Origin of the sequence: Peribacillus sp. FSL R5-0717 (assembly GCF_038002945.1) — a bacterium.
In the GTDB taxonomy this organism is placed as follows: Bacteria; Bacillota; Bacilli; order Bacillales; family DSM-1321; genus Peribacillus; species Peribacillus frigoritolerans.
On record NZ_JBBOOF010000001.1, the window covers coordinates 1,116,612 to 1,142,173 of the forward strand.

The window sequence follows — 25,562 nt, forward strand, 5'->3', positions numbered from 1 at the left end:
CGACCGATCCGCTACAACGGATGGTCGTTTTTTTTATTTTACCTGCAGTGAATGCTCATAGGCTGCTTGGAATTTTTGAATGTCCCCCGCACCCATGAATAACACGACACTGTTATCATGGTTTTGCAATATAGATGTTGTGTTCTCCGTAATCAGTTCGGCACCTGGAATCTTATCTTGAAGATCTTCAATCGATAACTTTCCTTGATGTTCACGAGCAGATCCAAAAATTTCACATAAGTATACTTTGTCGGCCAAATTCAAGCTGTCGGCGAATTCATCCAGGAATGCCTGTGTTCTCGAGAAAGTATGCGGCTGGAATACAGCAACAACTTCACGCTCTGGATATTTCTGACGCGCCGAGTCCACAGTTGCAGAGATCTCGGTCGGATGGTGTGCATAATCATCAATGATGATCTGACTTCCGATTTCCTTTTCGGAGAACCGGCGTTTAACTCCGCCAAAAGTCCGCAATTGGGCTTTCACAGCTTCCGTATCCAAGTTTTCATATTTACAAAGTGCAATGACACCAAGTGCATTCAACACATTATGCTTTCCAAAAGTAGGAATAGTGAATGTATCATAGTAATTGTTCCTTACATGCACATCAAAAGTCGTGCCATCCGGAGTGACGGAAACATTTTTCGCTTGAAAATCATTTCCTTCTGCAAATCCGTAAAAAATAACCGGTACTTTCGCCTGAATATGTGGTAAATGTTCATCATCCCCGCACGCAATGATGCCTTTGTTGACTTGAAGGGCCATCGTTTGGAAAGCCTCGAACACGTCTTCGACATTAGCGTAATAATCAGGATGATCAAAATCGATATTCGTCATGATTGCATAATCCGGATAATAGGAAAGGAAATGACGGCGATATTCACATGCTTCGAATACGAAGTAATCAGAATTCACGATTCCTTTACCCGTTCCATCCCCAATCAGGAAGGATGTCGGTTTAGCGCCCCCCATTACATGGGCAAGTAAGCCGGTCGTCGATGTTTTACCATGCGCTCCCGTAACCGCCACGCTGATGAAGTTTTTCATGAAATCACCTAGGAAACGGTGATAACGGATAATCGGCAAATCAAGTTCTTTTGCCTTCAAGATTTCCGGATGACTATCCGGAAACGCATTTCCTGCAATGATGGTCATTCCAGGTTGAATATTTTCCTCGTTGAAAGGAAGGATTTTAATCCCGGCTTTTTCTAATGCCAATTGTGTAAAAAATTCTTTTTCGTAATCGGAACCCTGCACTTCAATATTCATATCATGCAGTATTTGTGCAAGAGCACTCATACCCGACCCTTTAATTCCCACAAAATGGTAAGCAGTCATAAAGCGAACCTCCACCAATCGTCTACCTGTATGACAGTATATGACGTCATCTTTTATTTGTTTTTCCATTACGAGACTTGTTAGTAACGGAATTTCTTCATAGGTTTTCGAACTTTTATTTTCAATCATTCATCAACAAAAAACTATTATATCACTTTTTTATTCATTCATCCATGTCAGGCAGATGCCAATTTATCAAATCATTGGCTTTTCCCTCAATTAAGGTGATAAAAAAGGGTTTTCACCCTTTCACATTATATACAATTTCCTTTTATTAGGTTCTCTTAATTAACATGTAAAAATTCCAGCTCTTCTTCCGTAATCAATACATCCCTGGGCCTTGAGCCCCTGGATTCGGAAACGACCCCCTGTTGCTCCATCATTTCTATTAGACGCGATGCACGGTTATATCCGACACGGAAACGCCGTTGGACGCTCGATGCAGATGCGGCCTGCTGGCTCACGACAAATTCACATGCCTCGAAAAACAGTTCATCCGCTTCTTCCGTGACCTGGGCCCTGTTCAGCAAGTCTTCCTGTTCAAACAGGTATTTCGGCTGCTGCTCCCGTTTAACATGGTTGACCACTTGATCGATTTCTTCATCACTCACGAAAGTCCCTTGCAGACGCACCGTTTTTGAAGAGCCGTTTTCAGCGAATAACATATCTCCTCTTCCCAAAAGTTTTTCTGCACCGCCGCTATCGATGATTGTACGGGAGTCCACTTGTGAAGAAACCGAAAAAGCGATCCTTGTCGGGATATTTGCCTTGATCAATCCAGTTATGACATCGACTGAAGGTCTTTGAGTGGCTACAATCAAATGGATGCCGCAGGCACGAGCCTTTTGAGCAATCCGGCAAATCGCTTCCTCTACATCAGCCGGGGACATCATCATTAAATCCGCAAGCTCATCGATGATCACCAGGATATAAGGCAGCTTGCTTGAATATTGACCGGCTTTTTCCGCTTGTTCATTAAAGCGGGTGATATCACGTACACCGGCATGTACAAACAATTCATAACGCCGTTCCATCTCCTCTACAGCCCATTTCAACGCAGCCGTAGCGGCTTTTACATCGGTTATGACTGGACTGACCAAATGCGGGATCCGGTTATATGGGGCGAGCTCGACCATTTTCGGATCGATCAACAGCAATTTCAGCTCCTGCGGCGTCGCTTTATACAGCAAGCTGACCAGCATGGTGTTGATACAGACACTTTTCCCCGATCCCGTTTGCCCGGCTATCAAACCATGCGGCATCTTTCTCAAATCCGTGATGATCGGCTGACCGGATATATCGAGTCCTAAAGCCACGGCAAGCGGTGATTCATGCTCTTGAAACTCAGTACTTTCCAAAACCTCACGCAAAAATACCGGTTTGCTTTTCCTGTTCGGAATCTCGATGCCGATTGTATGTTTACCCGGAATGGGCGCTTCCATCCTCATATCCTGGGCAGCAAGGCTTAATTTGATGTCATCCATCAGGTTCGTCACTTTATTCACCTTCACTCCCGGCTCCGGATGCACCTCGAAACGAGTGACTGCCGGTCCTTGGGTGACATTGACGACCTTTGCACGGACATTGAAATTTTTCAATGTCTGATCAAGTAATACAGTCTGTTCCCCGAGCCACTCATCATCATGCACAGCATAAGTGGGAGGTGTCAGCAATTCGATATCCGGAAACACATAGTATGGATTATCATCCGCTTCCACGGAACCGAAAACTTCAAGGGCATTGCCTTGGCCACTTTCCGCTGTCTCTGTTAAAACTGCTTCTTGATACCCATCTCCAGAAATGGGGGATTCCTGTTCTAGAAGGGGCTTAGGGTCGGAACCAATAATCGATTCAACTGTATTTTCAGGCTCGCCGGCGGTTTCGGTGTCCAAAAAGGCAGATGTAATGTCCCAAGTCTCCTCTTTCGGCATAACTTTGCCTTCCTCCGGTTTCCGTTCGGGAATGGCGGATGGTTCCGCTTGTCCTGCCTCCGTTTGGGCAGCATCATCCATTGCTCGTTTATCAGGTGAAACTACTGCCCTTTCCGGATTAAGGCTTTTTTTTTCCGGCATCATTTTATTCATGAAGCCATTTTTTTCCCGATCTTGCTTAAGCATCATCACATTAAATGGAATATGTTTTTTCGGACTTTTAGGCTGCACTTCAGGTATTGCCTCAGATGAATCACTTTCAGGCATTGTTCCTTGACTTACGGATGGTTGATTTGATTGTACAGCAGCCTCCCCATGAACCGATATCGCTTCAGGCCGTGTGTCGTCCGCCTGGTCCATGATGGATACGGCGACTTCGCGTCCAAAATCGACTTGGTCCTGTTCAATAGCCTCTTTTTCTACCTCAGGCTCAATTATGTTAGGCTCGCTTACCGTTTCTTCTGGCAATGACTCAATGGAATTTCTACGAAAGAAAGCGGGTATCTCCGTATCTTCCCTTTTTTTTTCCGCTTGTTCCGGTATAAGAATGGCGGGTTTTGCCGTCATTTCCTCATGTGACGCATCTTTTGAGATTTCAGGGATCGATACCGGAATCTCGATAGCGGGTTCTTCTTTTTTAAAGATGGGCATTTTGCTTTCCAATTCATATTCGACAATTTCTTCAGAAGGGACTATTTTTTTTTCCGGACGACGGAACCCGTAAATGGGTGATGGGATTTCCGTTGGGCGGAATGGAGTATTTGACGGGACTATTTTTGGATTTTCCTCCCGGTCAAAGCTTCTCCGTTTTGGTTCAGGATCCCTTACAGGCCTTCTCGTTGTTTCTTTAGTCACATTCTTCCCCTGTTTGGGTTCGTTATCTTCCCTGTTTCTTTCCCTAGGTTTTCTTTTATTCTGCTCCCGGTCTGGAATGAGCGGAAACTTGAACTGGCCTTTTGGATATTGAAACAGGATTTTCGTATCCGGGTCTGGTGTCTGGGACATTTTTTCCACTTTTTGATTGTAAACCTTTATTTCTTCTTTCTTTGACTTCGTAAGCTTCGAAAAATCCATTTTCCTCAATGTCTCTTCATCAAGCGGTTCATCTATAATAATCTCTTCGATTTCAATAATTTCCTCTGCTTGGAACCATTTTTTCATCTTATTTAGCCATTTCAAAACTATCACTCTTTCTACATCTGTAGTTATGTAACTAATTCTACCAGTTATTTTAAAAATATCGAGAAAATTTAAGCTAAATTGGGATTAGTATCTACTTTTTTATCGCATTCTTGCTACCTTAACGTATTTCGTAGAACTCCTACCCTATTAAACCCCTTCTGCAATGGGTTTAAACCTATCATCACCAAATAACATTAGCCCCTAGTCTACTATTTAAATAAAACACAGCTGTTAAATCGCGTTTACAAAGAGATTAAGTTTTCATGCTGACTTGAAAACAGACTGGCCAATTCATTGCATCATCCTTCATGAAACCTCCGGCAGAATCCTATTGCCTGTCGCAACCCATAAAACACCGTTCGTTAATACCGAACGGTGTTTTGTGGGTTTCTCCGTTTTTTTTGCAAACGAAGACCAAAGGACTAGTTCCATTCATAAAAACGGCAAACAACCTGGGCCACTGATTTGGAAGCGATCAAAAGGGCATCTTCATCAATGCCGAATTTAGGATGGTGATTGAAATGCCTTCTCCACCCCTTTCGGTTTACAGCCAAAAGCAGCCTGGTATCTTTTCTGCATAATACGAAAAATCTTCTGAACCTGAAAAAACCGGAAATTCGACTACCTTTCTTAATTTCTTTGTCATTCATGCTTTCCAGGCTATTTTTTACGAATTCAGTCTGTTCAGGGTCATTTTATAGCGAAGGATAATCGGGCACATATGTAAGTTCGCACTGAACATCGAATGTTTTATCCATATTTTCAAAATATTTCAATTATATTATCACCGATTAAAAAATAAATATCAACTACAAGAGAGTTATAAACTCTATCAAACTTTAAAAGGACCGCTGCCAGATGCTGACACGGTCCTTTTGTGATTCCCTATATTATTGTTCACGCTTTTTGTTTTTACCCATAATGAAGATGGGCTCCAACTCATTTTCTTCGTAAAGGAATGATAGAGCCGTAATCGGAACATGACCGCTGGCAAAGAAGCTCATCGCCATTTGCGCCAGAATATCATAGCCCGTATCATTCTTCACATCGGCAATGATGATGACATCCTGATGGGGAATGGCCACAGCCATGGTTCCCTCGACCTTGTCCTTCATTTCCCGAAGCCATGATTCATTCAGGATCCTGCTGGCATCATATCCATCATTCGTGTTCAAAAAATAAAATGCATTACCTGCAACGATATCCGACTTCATTTCAGTGGAGAGCGAACGGGCATTAAAGAGGGCAATTTCTCGGATCCTGTCACCCTGCCAGTTTTCCCGTTGAATCATCTTTTCATCTATAAGACGGTAGGTTTTACCTAAATCAAGGGCATAAAAAATCCGGGTTTCAGCTGTATGCTCATCGAATAAAAACGGATTTCCGTCTTCCGATTCCATAGGAAAGGAGGTCGAGCGGATGACTGGGAAAATGAATTTCTCCTTGCCTTCCATGCTGTGTTCTCCCCCCATCACATTCAGGGCCTCTTCCACGTAATAAATAATTTCATCGATGGCCTTTTCCTGTACGTTTTCATAGTTAGCAAGTACAGGAGGCAACTCGATGGTGATCCCTTTCCCGGTCTTCACATTTTCCACCCGTAACGTATCTTGCTTGCTATCGAATTTGAATGTCCGACCCTCATCTTTTAAACGTTCCTTCAAAATATTTTTCAGCTTCGTGCTGTCCATTTTCATGACTGACCCTCCTCTTCATTGAAAAATCCCCAGCGAGAAGGGGATTTTGATTATAGTGATTGAATGAATTCCTCAATTTGTTCTTGCGTTTTGCGATCCTTGCTCACGAATCTGCCTAGCTCTTTACCATTATCATAGGCGATGAAACTTGGTATACCGAATACATCATTAGCCGCACACACATCGATGAATTCATCACGGTCCACATAAATGAATGTAAAATCAGGAAATTTCGTTTCTATCTCCGGCATTATCGGTTCGATTACACGGCAATCTCCACACCATGTAGCGGAAAAAAGAAAGATATGTTTGCCTTCATTTTTCAATGCATCATATTGCTCGATAGTTTGTAACTTTTCCATTTGAATATTCCTCCTGCTCTATATGACACCTTAATTTTTTATAATCCCATCATACCAGACTCTCCCCGAATCAACCATTAATACGGATCGGTTGAAAGGCAGGGGTCAGCTTATCTCTGGGGCACGGATGAAACGATTTCCATCATTTGTTTTGCATCGGTTTTTAATTGGTCTTTATCCGTTTCCGTTGTCAGTTTCACCCCGCCGATCCCCACTGCAAGCTCATACTTTTCTTTCGGTATTTCTTTAATTGAAATAAAGCCGAATTTATCATCAGTTTGAAAAGAATGCAGCACTTCAAATTGATCCTCTTGTTCCTTAATCGCCAAATATAACACGGAACTGTCTTCTTTTTCATTTGGATTGACAAATAATATATAAATCTGATCACCTTTTTGTAAAATCAAGTTATTATCATGTTCTTCCACTACTTTAAAATCCTTGGGCAGATGGACCTGAATTAGCCCTGCCTCTTGATTGGGCTGTTTTTCATCGTCACGAAAAGCCACTTCAGCAGCCTTCATTGCCTTTTCGGTTTGTCTCTCGATCCCTGAGCAGCCTACGATCAAACTGCTTATCAACAGGATAACAAGGAAATTCTTATTCGATAAAGCCATCGTCATTCCTCCACCATCTCTTTTACTATCTTATGGATAATATTATCCTTATTTATGGAATTCATCCATTTTCTAAAAAACATGGTACAATGAAAGCAATTTTAATATCGAGGAGGAAAACAATGAAGTTAACCGTTTATCTTGCTGGGGAAATCCATTCAAATTGGAGAAATGAGTTGAGAGATAAGGCCGCTGCACTGAAGCTTCCATTAGAATTCGTCGGCCCGATGGAAAATCATGAACGCTCCGATAATATCGGTGAAGATGTCCTCGGGGAACAGCCGAATCCTATCCTGAAGGATGCAGCCGCTTCCCAAATCAATAATTTGCGGACAGGTCTTTTGATGAAAAAAGCCGATCTTGTCGTCGCTCTGTTTGGCGAGAAATATAAGCAGTGGAATACTGCCATGGACGCAAGCACTGCCATTACCCTGGGAAAACCGCTTATTTTGATTCGCCCGGAAACCCATCACCATGCCTTAAAGGAATTATCGGAAAAGGCGAGTGTCACGGTCGATTCCGTGAACCAAGCCATGAAGGTGCTTTCCTATATTTTTGAAGACGGGCTGTAAATCTCCCTGCCCTTAACCAGCACAAAAATGAAGGGCTGATCATTTCATATTTACAAATAAAAAAGCTTGCAGGGGCAAATTAGATGCCTAACCCCCTGCAAGCGAATAACGAATGATTTTGACGGTTGAATACTATCCCTTTTTAATCGGAATCCAAATTTCGGAGTAATAGTCAGGGTTTGAAGCATCCGCATAGTCGTATACTTCCAATTCAGGAGTTCCGGCATGTTCATGACCGCTCGTAGGGAACCATTCGGAAAAAATCCGCTTCCAAGCTTGTTGCATGCTATCAGGCATAGGTCCGTGAACTTCAAATACAACCCACTTGGAAGCCGGTATCGTAAGGGTCGAAAACTCTTCAGGCACTTTCCCGGCATACTCTGCACCTATCCAATAATCCATCGTTTCACTTTTTTCCACATTACGCTTATCGACACATACACCAAGCAAACCATTTATTTGGCCATTGTTCAACTTCGCTAACCTATCTCCTGTTCCATTCGAATTGACTTTCTCCCACAACTTTGGAATCCCAATCAAATTCTCTTCATTAACCAAGGAAAACTCTTGCTTGATTCCTATCAATTGAAAGGAATCCCTTTCAAGGATATTGTATTTCATCGGTTTTGCCCCTTTCAGAATGACCTGTATCATCAGGCGTTCATAGAATTTCAGCTTCCCCATATACTTTCGCGCTTCGCTTGGAGATACCCCATGCTGCCTTCGAAAAGCTTTTGAGAATGCCTCGGGGGTGTCATAGCCGTACTTGTAGGCTAAATCAATGACCTTGCCATTTGTGGATGATATCTCCTGGGCAGCTAAAGTCAGTCTTCGACGCCGGATATATTCACCAATGGAAATATCCGTTAAAATGGTGAAGGTCCGTTGAAAATGAAAAGCCGAAGCATTCGCCTGCCTGGAAATGCTCTCGATCGTAAGGTCCTCCAATAAGTGCTCTTCGATATAGTCGATGGCCTTTTGGATTGACTCTGCCCACCCCATATTCGCTCACCCCTTGTCACTATAGTACCAAGACCGCTCAATAAAACCCTGTCTTATTCTGCTCAGTTTTGGCAGAGTTCGTTTCCATTCGAAGACGCCTTTCCATGACAGTGATTCATAAATCGTGCTTTCTCATTTTCAGCTTATATTCGTGTTGACCGGCTAGCATCCTTATGATATGAAGGAACATTTCTCCCCTCGTGATTCGCTCATTTGTAAATACGCCGATCGCCCCTTCCTTTTTGCTAATATTCTCTTGCTTTGTGAAGGCGTCCATCACCGGGCCCAACTCTTCACCGTCCAGCACCTTCCCGGCAACGATTCCCGGAACCGGGATTCTCGCTCCGGCAGCTACAAAAACCTCACCGCCCCTCGTGGCCATTGCACCCCAATTACACAGAAACAGGGCTTGTCCCATTTTCACGACACCGCCTTCAAGTCCGATACCCATATCGGCATCACTGTGAATCAAGCAATTCCGGGCACGTGTCATGGCCCCCTCCATCGTTTCCTCATCTGAAAAAGGCTGTTCCGGAACCCCGCTCTCCACTTGAAGCGAAATGATTTCAGCATCTTCATATACACCAAGCACGGCACTTACTTTCGCCGGATTCTTACTGCCTACTGCTATTTTCAATATAATTACCTTCCTTCTATGTAAAAAAAGCTGATGGAAAAGGATTCATGACAGCATCCCTTCCCATTTCAGCTTCCTCCATCAACCGTTTTTCATCAAGGTCTCGAATGTCGTTTTATCACAGGAACGAACCAATTTCCCTATCAGTTCACGGGCAGCAGCATAATCATCAATATGAATCATGGATGCATGTGTATGAATATAGCGGGAACAAATGCCGATCACCCCGCTTGGAATTCCTTCGTTTGCAATATGGACTTGCCCTGCATCCGTGCCGCCCTGGGAAACGAAATATTGATACGGAATCTCATTCGATTCGGCCGTATCAAGGATGAATTCCCTCATGCCGCGATGCGTAACCATCGAACGATCAAAAATGCGGAGCAGTGCCCCTTTTCCCAACTGGCCAAATTCACTTTTACTGCCGGACATATCGTTCGCCGGACTTGCATCCAAAGCAAAGAAAAGATCCGGTTTGATCATATGAGCTGCAGTTTGCGCACCCCGTAATCCCACTTCCTCCTGAACGGTTGCCCCGGAATATAAGACATTCGGCAGCGTTTCACCTTTTAAATCTTTTAACAATTCAATCGCAAGTCCGCAGCCATAACGATTATCCCACGCTTTTGCGAGGATTTTCTTCTCATTGGCCATCGGCGTGAATGGACAAATCGGTACAATCTGCTGACCGGGCTTAATACCGATTCTCTTCACATCTTCCTTATCATCCGCCCCAATATCAATCAGCATATTTTTGATATCCATTGGTTTTGAGCGTTGCGACTCATCAAGCAAATGGGGCGGAATCGAACCGATGACACCAATGACCGGACCGTTATCGGTTATGATCTCGACTCTTTGGGCCAAAAGTACTTGGCTCCACCAGCCTCCTAGGGTCTGAAAGCGAATCATTCCATTTTCTGTTACGGATGTGACCATGAATCCCACTTCATCCATGTGCCCGGCAACCAGGACGGTCGGCCCATCCTCATTGCCTCTTTTTACGCCAAATATTCCGCCAAGGCGATCTTGAACGATTTCGTCCGAATACTTTTGCAACTCACTCTTCATGAAACTCCGAACTGCATGTTCATTTCCCGAGGCTCCCGGTAATTCCGTCAATGTTTTAAAAAGCTCCAAAGTCTCATGATTCATTTTTCTACCCCTAACTATGTATTGTTTTTTCTATTTTACAAAACTTAGCATCATGTTACACTAGAAAGTTCTAATTTATCAGTTTATGGGTAAAATTTCAAATTATTAGTCAAATAAAGCGTTCTTCTGTATACTAGAAGAAGTGATTTTATAAAATGCAATGGAGGAGAAATCAATGAATTGGAAAACGTTTTTACTAGGTACTGCAGCCGGGTTTGCTGCTGGCTATGCAGCAAAACAATTATTGGATCAATCAAGTAAACCTTCTCCCGATAAAGTCTTGGCCCAAGTGAAGGAAACAGTCAAAAAGGACGGAAATATATATGGCTCATGGATCTTGATGAAGCCGGAAAACTATACAAAAAACGATTTGGACTATGAAGTGTACAAAGGCGGGATCACCAGAAATACAGAAGGTAAACGCGAGCAATTCGAATTTGTTGCAGATGCTTCGACAGGAACGATATTGGAGCTTAATGCTCAAAATGATTGAAACAAAAAAAGGAGGGCCGTCAGATGACGTCCTCCTTTCGCTTTCCTTTTAACGCTTCCGTTTCAATTCGGCTAGTATCTCCTTACCCGTTGCATCCCATTTGATGGCACAGTATTGGGCATCATGGTAAAAGCTATACCAGGACCCATTTTCCAGTCCGGATTTCATCCACTTTTCCTTCGCCTCGATGGAAGTCATGGGATAATCATCATAAGCGAGGACCCAGAGGACATTCGCATGCGCGTGCGTCGGCATGATATCTGCCATGTGGATCAATCTATCCCCGCCATCTTCTATGATGATGATCGCATGTCCATCACTATGCCCCCCGGTATGGATCATTTTAATGCCGGCCGCAATTTCCTGTTCCCCTTCAAAAGGACGTACAAGAGAAGCGACAGCCTCCCAGTTTTCTGCCCAATATGTACTTTTTGAACGAATATTCGGGTTTTTCATTTCCGCCCATTCCGTTTTGGTGGTGATGATTTCTGCACGCTCGAAAACAGGCACCCAAGTTTCACCTTCACGTTTCGTCAACCCGCAGGCATGATCGAAATGTAGATGGGTCATTAAAATGTAATCGATATCATTTGGCTGAATCCCAAGTCTGCCAAGATCTTCGAGAAGATTGGATTCCTCCGTCACCCCAAAATTCCGTTTCTGCTTGTCATTCATCTTTCCATTGCCAATACCGGAATCTATAAGCATATTCAATCCATTAGCCTGGACCAAAATCGGATCCGTACGTAACTCGATTTGGTTATTTTCGTTAACGGGATACTTCTTGGACCAAAGCGGTTTCGGTACAACACCGAACATCGCCCCGCCATCCAAGTGTGTCACACCGCCATTCAACCATGTTAATTTTATTTCCCCTATTTGCATCGTTTCCATTTTACCCCTCCTCTGCCTTTAGTTTAACACCCGCTTCCATATATTGAAATTGATAATAATCAAGTCATCCCCGTGAATCATAAACAAACAAAAAAACCAGATGCTGTGCACCTGGTTTCTGATCGTTGATTATTGGAACATTGCTTCCAATCGGTATATCCGATTGCCTTTACTCGAGAACTTTTCTTCATATTCAGTCATGATGTTGCCTTCAAAACTGCTGTTATGCAAATCAAGGCTTACAAATTTCAAGAGCATGCCGTATTCGGAAATACTTTTCAAGGAAGATTCGAATAACCCTTGATTATCCGTCTTGAAGTGAATCTCGCCTTTGTCTGGCAGGATGCCTTCATATACTTCGAGGAAGGTCTTGTATGTTAACCGACGTTTTGCATGACGTGATTTCGGCCATGGATCAGAGAAATTCAAGTAGACGCGATCCACGTCACCTTTTGCAAAATAGTCCCCTAAGTTCGCCGCGTCAACATTCAACAGCTTTAAATTTGGAACATCCGCTTCAATCAGCAAGTCCAATGCAGCGACAATGACGCTTCCATATACTTCAATTCCAATGAAATTCACATCAGGATGGGCCTTTGCCATTTCTGTGATGAAACGGCCTTTTCCCGTACCCACTTCAATATATAACGGATTATCGTTTCCGAAAACTTCATGCCATTTACCTTTATGGCTCACTGGCTGCTGAATTACATATTGTGGAAAATCATTCAAACGGTCTTCAGCCCAAGGTTTATTTCTTAAACGCATGATGACACCCCTATTTATAATATAATCGTTCAAACCATAACACGAGTGTATGGAATCCTGCAAGTTGATTTTTTCAGGAAACACCCACTGATCAAATAAAAAAACTGCCGGCCATCCAGGCGACAGTCACTGTAGTTTTCATGTATAAAACTTTCAGCAAAACACACCATAAATAAGTGAAGGGCAGGCGGGCACCACCTGGGAATCCCTTGAATCCATGTTTAAGAAAGGAGAGGCATTATATGCCGCTTTCCCATGAACACCAAATGTCACTATTGAAAGATATACTGACCAACCATCAAACAGACTGCTGCGGATCCGTTTCTGAATGTGAACAGGTTGAAAGGCTCGTCAAATCCTTAATGATCAATATGGAAATTGACAGCAATGTGAAAACGATACTGACGGAGATTTACGAATACAGTCAGACTGGCATCGGTACCGCCGATTTAGATGCACATATTTCAACCCACCAGAACGACCTGTCCCAGTGGGTGGATGATATAGATCAATTCTGATCAGCTGACCATCAATAAAGCTTCCAGTTTTTGCAGTAATTCATTTCTTTCCTCGTACCGCTTCCTGCGATGATGCCATTGGATGGAAAGCACAAGTTGTGAAACCGTGTGCCATTTCATCCTCATCTCCAGGCCTGCGTCAAGCTTCTTGCCGTAACGGGCAAGCCATTGATTCCATTCTTCCCTCGGGACATATGAATAAAGGAGTATGCCGAGGTCAATGGCAGGATCGCCTATGACCGCTCCGTCCCAATCAATCAGGAACAATCCGTCCGTTTCTGTCATGAGCCAATTATTGTGGTTCACATCACAATGACAGACGACTTTTTCGTCGCATTCAATCAACAGGAGATTGTTCTGTAAAAAATGGATGGCCTGTTTGATAATCGGAATGTCCGTAACATCCGAAGATAACCCGGTTTCTATGTCTGTAAGTATACTTTCAGGTCGTAAAGGGGATTTCCCAAGCCTTTTGAGCATGCTTAACAAAGGATCGGATTGATGAATTTTTTGAAGCAGCTTTGCGACTCTTATATTGTTCATTTCCTGCTGAGATAGCTCCCTGCCTTCCATCCAATGCTGGGCCGTAATTACATCCCCATTTTCCAGGCGTTTTGTCCACATTAACTTTGGAACAATGCCCTCAGCTGAAAGAACAGCTAAAAATGGCGATGAATTTCGTTTAAGGAAGAGCTTCTGCCCCTCTTTCTCGGCAATAAAGGCTTCTCCCGTAGCTCCTCCAGCAGGGGATATATCCCACTCCTGACCTAATAAATGTTCCAACTGGTTCACCTTCGATTTCCTCGCTTAATCATACAAATGTGGGTACGTTCACCTAGTGTATGTATTACCACTACTTTGAGTCCATGTTTTATAAAAAATCCGCCTGCTGGCGAAGCTGCATATATACTTGCATCGGGATGATACCCGCAATTAAAAACATCCTCATTTTAGAGAAATAAAAAAATAGCTATTGAGCAATTAAACAATAGCCATAAATTAAATTTTAGTTGAAAAACGGTTTCTTCGTCAAGTACTATAAAACGATTATACGCATAAAACAAAAACAAATAAATCATTTCATATTTTTGTATCGGTTATCAGCCTGTAACATGACGCGCAATTTCTCTTTCAGAACCACTGCAGCTACTTCATTCCTACCAACAATTTCCCCATCAGACTGGATTTTCACTGACCCTTCATTCTTCATTTTTATCTTTTTACCGGAAAAAGAATCAACATTTTTAATGTTCAGGTGACCGCCCCATAAAACGGTGATGAAGACGGTCAATAATTTCAACAAAGGAATATCATGGACCGCAATCACGTTCAACCTGCCATCATCCACCTTCGACATCGGTGAAATTTTCATCCCGCCGCCAAAATAGGACTGGTTCGCAATAACGATGAACCAAACCTTTTTCAAAAAATGCCGGTCTCCATCAATGATCAATTCCATGCAGCCGGGCTTGTAAGTCACTATCTTTTTTATAAAAATGAACAGATAAATTAATTTACCCGCTCTGATAAAATTAAACCATTTTTTCAGAGGGGAACGGTCCGCTTCATCGGAAATTTCAGCATCAATGCCCATTCCCAGGCTGTTCACGAAATACCCCATCTTGCCATTCGTCTCGAACTGTCCAATATCAATGACACTAAAGGCATTATCCTGAAATAAAGAAAGTGCTTCTTCCACACTCTCGGTTTTTTGAATGCCCCTTACATAATCATTGCCGGATCCAGCTGCAAGGGAACCGATGATAGCGTGAGGGAAACCAATGGCGCCATTTATCATTTCATTGATCGTGCCATCTCCCCCGACAGCGATCATCCGGGTATCCTGCTTCGTCCCTGATAGGATCTCCTTCGTCATTCTTAGCGCATGCCCTTTTTCCCGTGTAAAAAACACCTCATGGGGAACAGCTTTTGATTGCAGTATTTTCTCGGCTTTTTTCCAAACCTTCAAACTCTCTCCATTTCCTGCCATTGGATTGACAATGAAATACACCGTTTCTTTAAGGTGCGGCATGCTGATTTCCATCCGTTTGGTTATACTCCGCTTCCCATTCAGGTCGCAGGCTGGATGTAGTTTGGCAATGTTCAAGCAAAGCCTGTGCCCCTTTTAACTGCTGTGCCTTGAGCGGAGACGATATGGCCCGCATCCTTTCGAACCATTCCGGGAAGGTCCGTTTATCCACTATCGTAATATCATAAGGGGCTTCGGGATAATCGACATATCCATTCCGGGATAAAATCACCTTTTTAATCGGCATGTTCACTCCATATAGCTCAAATAACCGGGAGACGATGTTCGTCATCCGATTTGCACCAAGCAAAGGATTGAGCACCTTTTTATCAGGATGCTTATGATGCCTGCGGACCCAGAATCGTTCACTTGACCCAATGAAAGCAGCGTCTTCTTCCGCTTCCAGAAACATGATGCACCAAGCATCAACTGGGGTCAATAAAATGACTTCGACCTCAACAGGCGCATTTTTCAAAAGAAAGATAGGTTTATATAATACGAGAAACGTATCCGGAAAACGCTGCAGAAAAAAGCGGAGCCTCTCATCCAAAAAGAATGATTGGTCCACAAATGACTTTTCACGAAGCGTCGAACTCCCCCATTTCATTTGAAAACGAAGCAATTGATTTAAAAAATTTTGCTTTAATTCATCGAGACTGGCCGGCCGGAACGGAAACCTTAATGAAAAAACATTAGGATCTTCAATCTGGTTCGGCATCGGCAGTTCTTCCGCCCCTGACTCCTGTTTACCTGTCCGGAGGAATATGCCTTTCACCCTTTTAAACAGGCGCTTCGAATCGTCCTGAGGAGGATCAAATTTGACCTGTGTTTCACTTTCAGTAGGTTCACTATACAACCGATCTAGCTCGCCCGCATTATAAGCAGCCTTCAATTTATCCCATTGCTGTTTTTTCAACCGCGCAAATTGTGTAGGATAACGATAAATATCCTGCTCATACCGGGAAATATAATCTTGCATCTTTATGAGCTGTGCCATGCGACCACCACCCATCTCTCTATTTTTGGAGGTTTATCGTAAAAATCTTCTCGTATGAAGGGGAAGCTCCAAGATGTGTTTGATATAACGCAACCTGGTCTGCTTCAAAATGCTTATCCTGCACATTCGCCATCTGGCGAACGCCCTCCAGCGAAAAGGGATTATCCCCCTCGAATTTTCTTGCCAGTGTAATATGAGGCTTAAACGGCTTTTTATCAAGTTCAAAACCCGCCTCGATACAGGAATTATAGACTTTCCTTTGAATGGAAAAAAGCCTTTCTTGCTGCTTTACGCCTGCCCATAGAATCCTTGGACTATCACTCTTGCCGAAACCGCCGATATCGCCCAGTTCCAAGCCGAATGAGGCCTCATTGGCAAGCTCGCTTCCCACACGCCCCAAAGCATCTTCTTTCAATGTATCGGGAGCATTGCCCAAAAATGCCATCGTAATATGATAATCGGCTGGATGCAGCCATTTCTTAAATGGAAAGTCTGGCTTTAGTTGTTCCGTAACAGCATTTAAATAGGCCTTAATATCATCAGGCAATACTAAAGCAAAGAAAAAATGAGTATTCATGTTCATTTCCATTCCTTCCTGTTTTCCCTTTAATTTTACCATAATCCCCATTGCCTATACCTTTTCCTGGGCTTCCTAATAAATACTCCCTCCACAGGAATATCCCTAATCTACTATCCTATGAACAAAGCCCCTGACGGATCATACGCAGGTCCGGAATGTATTTTTCAGGCTGTGTAGATTAACGAAAAAACAGCAAAAAAGGACCAAAAATCGGTCCTGAATACTGGAGGCAAAAGGAGTACTATCCAAAGTTGATTGGAGCGGGTGTTCGAGACTCCTGCGGGGAAAGCGCGTCCAAGGGAGACCCCGCAGGTGCATAGGCACCGTGGAGACTCCCGGACCGCCCGCGGAAAGCGAGTGCCTGGAGGGGAAATCAACGGTCAAATTTTAAAAACCTGACTCAATTATTATCGAGTTTCAATCTAAAGGACCAAAAATCGGTCCTTCCCTGCCATTCCCATGTTAGCTGAACAGTGTTTCGTAAAGCAGGAACAAGTTCAGCCCAATGATAAGTACAGCTATAAGCCAAGCGATGCTCGAGGTGATTTTATGGTTGACCAGGCTGCCCATGATTTTTTTATTGCTTGTAAACATGATCAATGGCACTAAGGCAAACGCGATGCCAAACGAGAGTACAATTTGGCTCATCACAAGCGCTTTGGATGGATTCACTCCCCATAATATTATGAGCAGGGGCGGGACGGTAGTAATGACCCTTCTTATATAAATCGGAATATGTCTTTTAATGAACCCTTGCATGACAACATCACCTGTCATTACACCAACGGATGAGCTCGATAAACCGGCAAATAATAATCCTATTCCGAAGAACATCGCGACTGATGGTCCAAGCATGGCCCCGAATTGTTGATAGGCAACATCCAAGTCCTCCACTAGTGCTCCATTCTTATGAAATAGGGCAGCTGAAACGATGACCATGGCGGCATTGATCGCACCTGCAATCAACATGGCGATGACAATGTCAATTAGCTCAAAACGATAAATCCTTTTTCTTTCCATATCGTTCACTCCGACTATCCTTCTTTGAGTCAAAGAGGAATGAAGGTATATCGCATGTGGCATAACGGTGGCTCCAAGCATACCGGCCGATAGTAAAATGCTGTCCACTCCCTCGAATTTTGGAGTGAATAGTCCTAAAACAACGGCTGAAGTGTCAGGTTTTGCATAAAAAACTTGAGCGCCAAAAGCTATCACAACGACAAATATCATGACCGTGATCAGGGCTTCGAATGTTCGATAGCCCCTGCGCTGGATTTCCAGAATGGCAAAGGAACCAATCGCTGCAATGATTGCCGATGTGATTAACGGTAAGTCAAATAATAAATAAATCCCTAGTGCGGCTCCTATGAATTCAGCTAGGTCGGTTGCCATTATAACGGCTTCAGCCTGAATCCATAATAAGAAAGATGTTTTTTTCGAAAATTTTTCCCTGCATAGCTCCGGAAGGTTCTTTCCAGTGGCTATCCCCAATTTAGCTGATAGAGATTGGATTAGCACAGCCATTAAATTGGAAGCGAAGATAACCCATAATAACGTATAGCCATATTTAGAGCCGGCTGTAATATTGGTCGCATAATTCCCTGGATCAATATAGGCAACAGCTGCTATGAAGGCAGGCCCTAGATAGGGAAGCAGTTTTTTTATTCCTCTCGAAGAAGATTGATGCAACACATCGGACATATCTATGTCAACTCCTTTTTATACGCAACTTAAATTGTTGCGACAGGTAAACTTTTTAGGTTATTAGCAAGTATATTCCTGGTTCTTGAAAATGTCAAAAAGGGAGGATTGCATATCGATGTAATTAACGTGATCGGGGATTCGGGGAAGGCCATCTCGCTTCCGGTTAACAGATAAAAAATCCCCTTGCCATTAGTGGCAAAGGGGCGTTACTCTATTTAATGGAACCGCATTGCTTCTCGATTTCCTCGGAAAACAGTTTCTGCAGTCTTTGAGTTATCGGACCGGGTTCCCCGGCTGCAATCGATTGGCCATCGATATTTATAATTGGTGTCACTTCGACGCTAGTGCTTGTATAAAGAACTTCATCGGCTGCCATCATGTCGTCGACCGTAAAGGGTTCTTCGACATAGGGAATCCCATGATCAGCGCAAAGCTTCAGCATCACCTGACGGGTAATTCCATTCAGGATCAAGTTTGTGGCCGGATGCGTTTTAAGTTGCCCATCCACCACGATTGATACATTTGACGAACTACCCTCCGTAACCGTACCATCACGATGCTGGATCGCTTCATCACAGCCGGCTTCCATCGCTTGCTGTTTAGCCATTATATTTCCCAGTAGATTTAAACTCTTGATATTACAGCGCAGCCAGCGTATATCTTCGGTGGTAACAGCATTGACCCCTGGCTTCATTTTGCCTGTATAAGGCATTTCCTTTGTATAGGCGACAAAGACCGGTTCCACCTCTGCAGTTGGAAAAGAGTGTGTACGCGCAGATACTCCCCTTGTCAGCTGCAAATAGACGATACCGTCCTTCAGTTGATTTTCAGCGATCAGCTCTTTCATGCGGGTTTTGATTTCCGCTATGGCAAAGGGAACTTTCATCTGAATCAACTTCGCACTGTCCATCAGCCGATTCAGATGCATATCCTCCGTAAATAATTCGCCATTATAAACCCGGATGACTTCATAGACGCCATCACCGAATTGATATCCCCTGTCTTCTATATCTACCTTTACTTCGGACCTGCTTTTAAGGTCGCCGTTAAAAATGATTTTACCCATGTCTTTCTCCCTCTTTGCCTCTTATTTAGCCAATTCATGAATGGCACGTGCATAAATTGACGTAGCCTTAAGCATATCCTCAATATCAATATATTCATCTTTCTGATGCGCAATGTCTTCGCTGCCAGGGAAAAGCGGGCCAAATGCAACGCCTTCTTTCAATGAACGGGCATATGTGCCGCCGCCAATCGAAAGAAGCTCGGCTTTATCACCTGTCTCCGCTTCATACACTTTCTGCAACGTCTTGATCAAGAAGCTTTCACTGTCCACATAATGTGGAGTTGAATGCGAATTGGTCTTCACTTTCAAATTATATGCCGCAAGCCTTTCTTCCAGCGCCGCCTTTTGCTGTTCCCACTCAAACGTGACCGGATAACGCATGCTGAAACCGATCGAGCTGTCGCCTTGTTTAGAATAATTGAAAACGCCGGCATTGATCGTCAATTCTCCTGTTTGCTCATCCGAATAAGCCACACCTAAATTATTTCCGCGGGAATCTTCGAACAAACGATCCTTGATGAAAGTGAAGTAGGCTTTCGCATGCGGATCAAGAGTGAGATCAGCTAAAAATACGGCTAAATGCAGACCTGCATTTTTTCCGTTGTTCGGTTCCATCGCGTGTGCCGAGACACCATTCATTTCAAGCAGCACTTGATTTTTTTGCGGAACGGCTTGGCCCCCCAATGAGTACTTTTGCAAATAATCCTGATAGTTTGCCGCCACTTCAGCAGGTTTGTCCGTTTCCACAATAGCCGTCGCAAAATCCGGTACCATATTCGTCCTTCGACCTGAAGAAAACTCGATGACATTCACGTCTGAGTTCGTGCCATTTCCTGCATCGGCAGGATGGATAACCGAGAAATCCCAGATTCCTTTTTCCGCACTGATGATCGGGAAGTCAGCATCTGGTGCGAAGCCGATCGAAGGCATTTCCTCCACTTCAAAGTACCGGTCAACGCAGCGCCAGTTCGATTCTTCATCGGTTCCAATGATCATCCTCACACGTTTGTTCAAAGGTTCTCCTAGCTCCCGGACCAGCTTCATCGCATGATAGGCAGCCATCGTCGGCCCTTTATCATCGATTGCCCCACGGGCATATATGCGGCCATTGCGGATTTCAGCGCCAAACGGATCCGAACTCCAGCCATCTCCCTCAGGTACCACGTCGACATGGCATAATATCCCGATTAACTCCTCGCCTTCCCCCATTTCGATATGCCCAGCGACATTATCGACATTTTTCACAGTAAAACCGTCTTTTTCGCCTAATTGAAGCATGAAATCAAGCGCTTCCTTCACCCCTTTACCGAGTGGGGCCTCCTCTGTCGGATGTTCTTCATCAAGTACACTTTTTATTTTCAATAAGTTTTGTGTGTCCAACAATAAGTCCATTTTCCGTTTTTCAACTTCTTCTCGCCAATTCAATTCACTCAAAATATGACAACTCCTCTTTTATATATATTTTTCATTTTATCACTTTTACTACCACATTCGCCAAGCCTTGCTACCTATTCTTCGTATTCCCGAATTATTGCTAACATCAAACTACCGATAAAATCCTTACAAAAATAAAAAAACACCCTCTTTTATTAAAAAGAGGATGATTTCATTAGACTATCGTCATTCATTAATTCTGTTACTTTTCTGTTCAGTCTTGGGATATATAATGCTAAAAACAAAGAACGTCCTAAACTGAAAGCCAGGAATGCAAGCCATAAACCATGATTGCCATGATTGCTTACTGCTGCGAATTGGACTATTAAAAAAGCCATCAGTGCCAGGAGCATCGAGTTCCTTACTGGAACGGCTTCAGTCGCACCGGTAAACACTCCATAAAAAATGAGTCCGATAAAGGCACTGAATGGGAATAGGACTATCCAAAGTCCATATTCATGGGCCAATTCGATGACGCCGGGAATATCCGTGAATAAGAGAATGACCTCATCGCTGAAAAGATAGTAAGATGCGGCAAGTATGAAAGAGGCATACAAGCCCCACCGCGCCGATAGTGAGAGTGTTTTTTTATAAAGGTTTATATCTCTCGAACCAATCGCCTTCCCGACCAGAAGACTTGACGCGTTCGCGAAGCCATCAAAGCAATAGGCCATCAGATAATGGATTTGAATGAGTACGGCATTGGCCGCCAGGGTCTCTGTCCCGAAAGTCGCTCCCTTGGCCGTAAAAAGATTGAAAACCGTGATCAGGCAAATGGTCCTGATGAATAAATCCCTGTTGACCACCATCATTTTTTTCAGGGAAGCCCGATCGAACCCCTCCCGGATTGAAAAAGAATCCGGTACGTTAACCGCTTTCCGGATGACCCACAAGCCCAGTAAAAAAGCAGAAATCTCTGATATCAGTGTAGCGGCAGCAACCCCTGATACAGACCATGAAAAGCCATTAACGAAAACGAGGCATAAGATTATATTCATCACGTTCATGAAAACTTGAATGAACAAAGACGTTTTTATCCTCGATTTCCCCATTAACCAGCCTAAGATGACATAATTCAATAGAGCAAATGGCGCGCCCCATATCCTGATGCCGAAATAATCTGCGGCAAAGGCGGAAACATCCGATTCCGGACCGATTGCGCCTAACGATACATTCAAAATGGGCTTTTGGATCACGATAAAAAGCAGACCGATGATCGCTGCAATGAAAAAAGGCCGAATCAAGGCCATCAGGGTTTGCTTTTCATCCCTTGCCCCTTCCGCTTGTGCAGCGAAAGCAGATGTACTGACCCGAAGAAAACCAAAAAGCCAATACATCGTATTAAAAATTATTGTTCCGACAGCCACCCCGCCAATATAAGCGGGATCACTCAACTTTCCAACCACAGCCGTATCGACCGCACCGAGCAAGGGCGTACTCATCGTCGAAATCGTAAGCGGGATGGCCAAGGAAAGATATACTCTGTTATTCATAAAATGATGACCTCCTATGTACATAAAAGTTCTGAAAAGTTAGAATTGGAATTTCGTTATAAAAATTTGTATTCAAAGTACAAAAATATTGCAGTATTTAATTTTAATCACTAGAATTGTTCATATGGTGCTCCCCAACATGCAAGAGATGCCACTACAAGATTACTTGTGGAACGTTTCAAATAGAACGGGTAAAAGCCATTTTAAATCTGGATCATTTACGTATCAAAGTTTGAAGATTGAAAGATTGATATCGCTTTCAACCCGCAGGGCTTATGGGAAGTACATTTTTATCCAGCAAGAAAAAGGCATTTCCCAAGCCGGAAAATAAAATGCTTGACGGATTCTTGAAGGAGTTTTTAGTATTGCTCGTTGATAATATACCTTTTGAACTATGCTTGAATATATATTCATCGTTATAACAACTAATTAGGAGTGATCATGATGGGAAGATTGACTGATAAAGTAGCCATTATCACTGGCGGAGCATCTGGTATGGGCAGGGAAATGGTAGACCTATTCACAAAAGAAGGAGCACAAGTCATTGCTGCCGATATCAATGAAAAAGCTGTAGCTGCCGTGAATGAACTCGATAACGTCCATGGTACTGTACTTGATGTATCTTCAGACGAAAGCTGGAAAAAGGTGACGGATGAAGTTATCGCTAAATTTGGCCAAATCGACATTTTGGTAAACAATGCCGGTATCTCAACGGAAAAAGGCATTAACGATACGACATTGGCCGATTGGCAGCTAATGTTAGGCATCAATGGATTTGGACCATTCCTTGGAATGAAACACGTTGTTCCTCACATGGCTAAAGAAGGTAAAGGCGCAGTTGTAAACATTTCTTCCTTTACAGCTCAAATCGGAATGGGCTTAAACTCTTATTCAGCTTCAAAAGGTGCCGTACGTGCTATTTCCAAGGCTGCCGCAACACAATATGGCCGCATGGGCGTCCGTGTCAATGCCGTATTCCCTGGTATCATCGAAACACCGATGACTCAAAAATTAGAAGAATCAAAAGAGTTAGTGAACCAAATGATCAAGGCCACTCCATTACAACGCTTGGGTCAGCCGGCGGATATTGCAAATGCCGTGCTTTATCTAGCATCTGATGAAGCTTCATACGTAACTGGTGCCGAGCTTGTCATCGACGGCGGGTACTCCGCTCAATAATTAAAGCAGAAATGGAAAATCCCGTTTCTAATACTCAGAAACGGGATTTTCTGATTCAATAAAGAAATTTTGTAAGTTGTAATGAGTTAAGTTAACACACCGATGAAATAGCCAAAAGTCGTAAATACCAAACACCAGCTGAATGCCCCTGCTCCTGCAAAGATAAAATACTTTCGTTTCCCCATTCCATTCATACCGGAAATGTAACTGGCGAAGTGACGGACTCCTGGAATGAAATAGGCGATGATAATCGTCCATGGACCGTATTTATTGAACCATTTCTCCAATTTTTCCAACCTCGCGGGGGTCATTTTGATCCACTTACCATGCTTCCTCAAAAAAGGCTTCCCCACCTTTTTCCCGATGAAATAACTGACAAGCATCCCGGATATCGAGCCAAGGAAACTGACAAGGAATGCTCCCTGGACATTCAAAACGGAAATGGATGACAAATAGCCGACAAAAGTCATCATGAACTCATCAGGTACCGGCAAGCCAATAATTCCAATCGCCAACAATCCATATATCGCAAAATAACCATAGTTTGATATTAAATCTTTTACTATATCCATCTAAAGTACTCCATCTCAGCACCCTTTATTAAAGTAATCCATTTTCTTATGCGGGCCTGGGTAACGTGATTACTTCTTTTTAATAGGATAACCTAATTTAACCCAAATGAGTTGATTTTCAAAAAAAAAAATAGAAAAAAAAGAAGAATGAACACGTTTTTTGTTGAAATACCTGTATGGCAGTTTCCTCATTAAGGATGAAAATCGGCAACAATAAAAGCGGACTCGATACCTGAGTCCGCTTCTTCTTATTTCACAATCTTTATTTCATTGATCGGCCAATACACTAGATTCGCCTTGCCCACGATTTCATCGACGGAAATCGTGCCAATTTCACGGCTATCCAAACTATTTTGGCGATTGTCCCCCATAAGGAACAACTGGCCTTCCGGCACTGTCATGCTGCCTGTAATATCTTCGAGCCTGAAGGATTCAGTCAGCGGCACGCCTGATGCCATCTGATTCTTATATTTGTCCAAGTATGGTTCTTCATAAGCTTTCCCATTAATATAAAGCGTATCGTCTTTATATTCAATATGGTCACCTGGCAGACCGATAACCCTTTTTATATAATCTTTATCTACCGTTGCATGAAAAACGACAATATCAAACCGGTCTATATTATCGATATTCGTTCCAAACTTGGTAAGAACAATTCTTTCGTGGTCTTGCAGAGTCGGCATCATTGACTCACCGTCCACGACAATCGGTGCAAAAATATACGTTCGAATTAAAAAAGCTAGAATGACTGCAATCAATATCGCTTTTATCCATGAAAAAACTTCTTTTCTTTTTTCCAATCGAAGTCCCTCTCTCTATTTTTTATTCATGCCATTATAACATAATCCTTTCATGATCACGTCATACAAATACCCACATTTTACACATTGTCATTTAATCCCATTTTACATACTGAATTTCCATGCTTTCCAACTCTATTTCCCTGCGCTGCATTTTGGTTGGACAAATCGCATTATATGTACGGACTTTCTCATTTATTTCACCCATTCGTTTCATTAATTCAGATTCAGTTCCATTCATTTTTTTCAATCGAACCAATTCGGCTAGCTTTTCGCGAATTTCTTTTTGCCATTTTATCCAAAGCAAGGAAGCCGGCATCCTTGGCCTTCGTCAAGAAGTGGTCATATATATTTCCCGACAGCGCCGACTCCATAAGCGGTTTACCAAAGCCAGGATTATTCTTCAGCCCGCCTTCTCTTTCATATTCCTTGAAAATCTGATCCATCCAGTTCACATGCCCGTGTTCTTTGCCCATAAACAATCCCCCTTCAGATCACTTATCATTACACGTTTTTACAATTATAACATTTTTATCAATACC

25 protein-coding genes are annotated in these 25,562 nt (G+C 43.1%); 4 read left to right on the plus strand and 21 right to left on the minus strand.

Annotated elements, in window-relative coordinates:
- Window positions 1-33: 33 nt before the first annotated feature.
- From murC to NYE65_RS05420, 5 genes are all read right to left on the minus strand, one after another.
- Window positions 34-1,338 (minus strand): UDP-N-acetylmuramate--L-alanine ligase, encoded by a 1,305-nt coding sequence (gene murC / locus NYE65_RS05400; RefSeq protein ID WP_034309255.1) that lies wholly within the window; start codon window positions 1,336-1,338, stop codon window positions 34-36.
- Window positions 1,339-1,622: 284 nt separating this feature from the next.
- On the minus strand, window positions 1,623-4,448 hold the full coding sequence (locus NYE65_RS05405) for a DNA translocase FtsK (RefSeq protein ID WP_445670396.1): 2,826 nt from the start codon (window positions 4,446-4,448) through the stop codon (window positions 1,623-1,625).
- Between the two features lie 893 nt (window positions 4,449-5,341).
- Window positions 5,342-6,148 (minus strand): DUF1444 domain-containing protein, encoded by an 807-nt coding sequence (locus NYE65_RS05410; RefSeq protein WP_057276737.1) that lies wholly within the window; start codon window positions 6,146-6,148, stop codon window positions 5,342-5,344.
- A gap of 50 nt (window positions 6,149-6,198) precedes the next feature.
- Window positions 6,199-6,510: a thioredoxin family protein gene (locus NYE65_RS05415; RefSeq protein WP_134783638.1), complete on the minus strand. Its 312-nt coding sequence runs from the start codon at window positions 6,508-6,510 to the stop codon at window positions 6,199-6,201.
- 110 nt (window positions 6,511-6,620) lie between these two features.
- Window positions 6,621-7,127 carry a hypothetical protein gene (locus NYE65_RS05420; RefSeq protein WP_057276738.1) on the minus strand — a complete coding sequence of 169 codons (507 nt, stop codon included), beginning with the start codon at window positions 7,125-7,127 and terminating at the stop codon, window positions 6,621-6,623.
- A 122-nt stretch (window positions 7,128-7,249) separates the two neighbouring features.
- Between NYE65_RS05420 and NYE65_RS05425 the strand changes: the two genes are divergently transcribed.
- The gene (locus NYE65_RS05425) at window positions 7,250-7,699 is read left to right on the plus strand and encodes a YtoQ family protein (RefSeq protein WP_340859986.1); all 450 of its coding nucleotides are present in this window, start codon (window positions 7,250-7,252) and stop codon (window positions 7,697-7,699) included.
- A gap of 132 nt (window positions 7,700-7,831) precedes the next feature.
- Here the strand turns inward: NYE65_RS05425 and NYE65_RS05430 are convergent, their stop codons facing one another.
- The 3 genes from NYE65_RS05430 to NYE65_RS05440 form a co-directional block, all read right to left on the minus strand.
- Window positions 7,832-8,701, minus strand: a complete 870-nt coding sequence (locus NYE65_RS05430) for an AraC family transcriptional regulator (protein WP_340859987.1) — start codon at window positions 8,699-8,701, stop codon at window positions 7,832-7,834.
- 115 nt (window positions 8,702-8,816) lie between these two features.
- Window positions 8,817-9,338, minus strand: coding sequence for a DUF84 family protein (locus tag NYE65_RS05435; RefSeq protein ID WP_340859988.1), 522 nt, complete (start codon window positions 9,336-9,338; stop codon window positions 8,817-8,819).
- An 81-nt stretch (window positions 9,339-9,419) separates the two neighbouring features.
- Window positions 9,420-10,493: a M42 family metallopeptidase gene (locus NYE65_RS05440; protein ID WP_328110265.1), complete on the minus strand. Its 1,074-nt coding sequence runs from the start codon at window positions 10,491-10,493 to the stop codon at window positions 9,420-9,422.
- Window positions 10,494-10,668: 175 nt separating this feature from the next.
- Here NYE65_RS05440 and NYE65_RS05445 point away from each other — a divergent pair, with 175 nt between their 5' ends.
- Window positions 10,669-10,986, plus strand: coding sequence for a PepSY domain-containing protein (locus tag NYE65_RS05445; protein WP_034309283.1), 318 nt, complete (start codon window positions 10,669-10,671; stop codon window positions 10,984-10,986).
- Between the two features lie 48 nt (window positions 10,987-11,034).
- Here NYE65_RS05445 and NYE65_RS05450 read toward each other — a convergent pair whose 3' ends face one another.
- Together NYE65_RS05450 and trmB are read right to left on the minus strand one after the other, a co-directional pair.
- The gene (locus NYE65_RS05450) at window positions 11,035-11,880 is read right to left on the minus strand and encodes a YtnP family quorum-quenching lactonase (RefSeq protein ID WP_340859989.1); all 846 of its coding nucleotides are present in this window, start codon (window positions 11,878-11,880) and stop codon (window positions 11,035-11,037) included.
- 129 nt (window positions 11,881-12,009) lie between these two features.
- Complete coding sequence (gene trmB, locus NYE65_RS05455) at window positions 12,010-12,648, minus strand: tRNA (guanosine(46)-N7)-methyltransferase TrmB (RefSeq protein WP_034309290.1); 639 nt, start codon at window positions 12,646-12,648, stop codon at window positions 12,010-12,012.
- A gap of 242 nt (window positions 12,649-12,890) precedes the next feature.
- On the opposite strand from trmB, the gene NYE65_RS05460 reads away from it, so the two are divergent.
- A complete protein-coding gene (locus NYE65_RS05460; RefSeq protein WP_034309293.1) occupies window positions 12,891-13,166 on the plus strand; it encodes a YtzH-like family protein in 276 nt (91 codons plus the stop codon).
- Here the strand turns inward: NYE65_RS05460 and NYE65_RS05465 are convergent, their stop codons facing one another.
- The 8 genes from NYE65_RS05465 to NYE65_RS05500 all read right to left on the minus strand — a co-directional run bounded on the left by NYE65_RS05465 (window position 13,167) and on the right by NYE65_RS05500 (window position 22,469).
- A complete protein-coding gene (locus tag NYE65_RS05465) occupies window positions 13,167-13,949 on the minus strand; it encodes a phosphotransferase family protein (RefSeq protein WP_034311469.1) in 783 nt (260 codons plus the stop codon). It abuts the gene before it with no gap.
- A gap of 292 nt (window positions 13,950-14,241) precedes the next feature.
- On the minus strand, window positions 14,242-15,273 hold the full coding sequence (locus NYE65_RS05470) for a diacylglycerol/lipid kinase family protein (RefSeq protein ID WP_340859990.1): 1,032 nt from the start codon (window positions 15,271-15,273) through the stop codon (window positions 14,242-14,244).
- Window positions 15,185-16,192, minus strand: coding sequence for an NERD domain-containing protein (locus NYE65_RS05475; RefSeq protein ID WP_340859991.1), 1,008 nt, complete (start codon window positions 16,190-16,192; stop codon window positions 15,185-15,187). The genes NYE65_RS05470 and NYE65_RS05475 overlap by 89 nt, the downstream gene beginning before the upstream one ends.
- 19 nt (window positions 16,193-16,211) lie before the next feature.
- Window positions 16,212-16,775: an RNA 2',3'-cyclic phosphodiesterase gene (gene thpR, locus NYE65_RS05480; RefSeq protein ID WP_340859992.1), complete on the minus strand. Its 564-nt coding sequence runs from the start codon at window positions 16,773-16,775 to the stop codon at window positions 16,212-16,214.
- A gap of 459 nt (window positions 16,776-17,234) precedes the next feature.
- Window positions 17,235-18,473, minus strand: coding sequence for an Nramp family divalent metal transporter (locus tag NYE65_RS05485; protein WP_057276745.1), 1,239 nt, complete (start codon window positions 18,471-18,473; stop codon window positions 17,235-17,237).
- A gap of 214 nt (window positions 18,474-18,687) precedes the next feature.
- Window positions 18,688-19,542: a D-amino-acid transaminase gene (gene dat / locus NYE65_RS05490; RefSeq protein ID WP_340859993.1), complete on the minus strand. Its 855-nt coding sequence runs from the start codon at window positions 19,540-19,542 to the stop codon at window positions 18,688-18,690.
- Between the two features lie 21 nt (window positions 19,543-19,563).
- Window positions 19,564-20,976: a dipeptidase PepV gene (gene pepV / locus NYE65_RS05495; protein WP_328110259.1), complete on the minus strand. Its 1,413-nt coding sequence runs from the start codon at window positions 20,974-20,976 to the stop codon at window positions 19,564-19,566.
- A gap of 155 nt (window positions 20,977-21,131) precedes the next feature.
- A complete protein-coding gene (locus NYE65_RS05500) occupies window positions 21,132-22,469 on the minus strand; it encodes an MATE family efflux transporter (RefSeq protein ID WP_328131437.1) in 1,338 nt (445 codons plus the stop codon).
- A 444-nt stretch (window positions 22,470-22,913) separates the two neighbouring features.
- Between NYE65_RS05500 and NYE65_RS05505 the strand changes: the two genes are divergently transcribed.
- Window positions 22,914-23,648 (plus strand): SDR family NAD(P)-dependent oxidoreductase, encoded by a 735-nt coding sequence (locus NYE65_RS05505; RefSeq protein WP_057276749.1) that lies wholly within the window; start codon window positions 22,914-22,916, stop codon window positions 23,646-23,648.
- An 86-nt stretch (window positions 23,649-23,734) separates the two neighbouring features.
- On the opposite strand, the gene NYE65_RS05510 is transcribed toward NYE65_RS05505, so the two are convergent.
- The 3 genes from NYE65_RS05510 to NYE65_RS05520 all read right to left on the minus strand — a co-directional run bounded on the left by NYE65_RS05510 (window position 23,735) and on the right by NYE65_RS05520 (window position 25,496).
- On the minus strand, window positions 23,735-24,220 hold the full coding sequence (locus NYE65_RS05510) for a DedA family protein (protein ID WP_034309313.1): 486 nt from the start codon (window positions 24,218-24,220) through the stop codon (window positions 23,735-23,737).
- Window positions 24,221-24,468: 248 nt separating this feature from the next.
- Window positions 24,469-25,020, minus strand: a complete 552-nt coding sequence (gene lepB, locus NYE65_RS05515; RefSeq protein ID WP_340859994.1) for a signal peptidase I — start codon at window positions 25,018-25,020, stop codon at window positions 24,469-24,471.
- A 227-nt stretch (window positions 25,021-25,247) separates the two neighbouring features.
- Entirely contained in the window at window positions 25,248-25,496 is a 249-nt protein-coding gene (locus NYE65_RS05520) for a hypothetical protein (protein WP_340859995.1), read from the minus strand.
- Window positions 25,497-25,562: the final 66 nt, after the last annotated feature.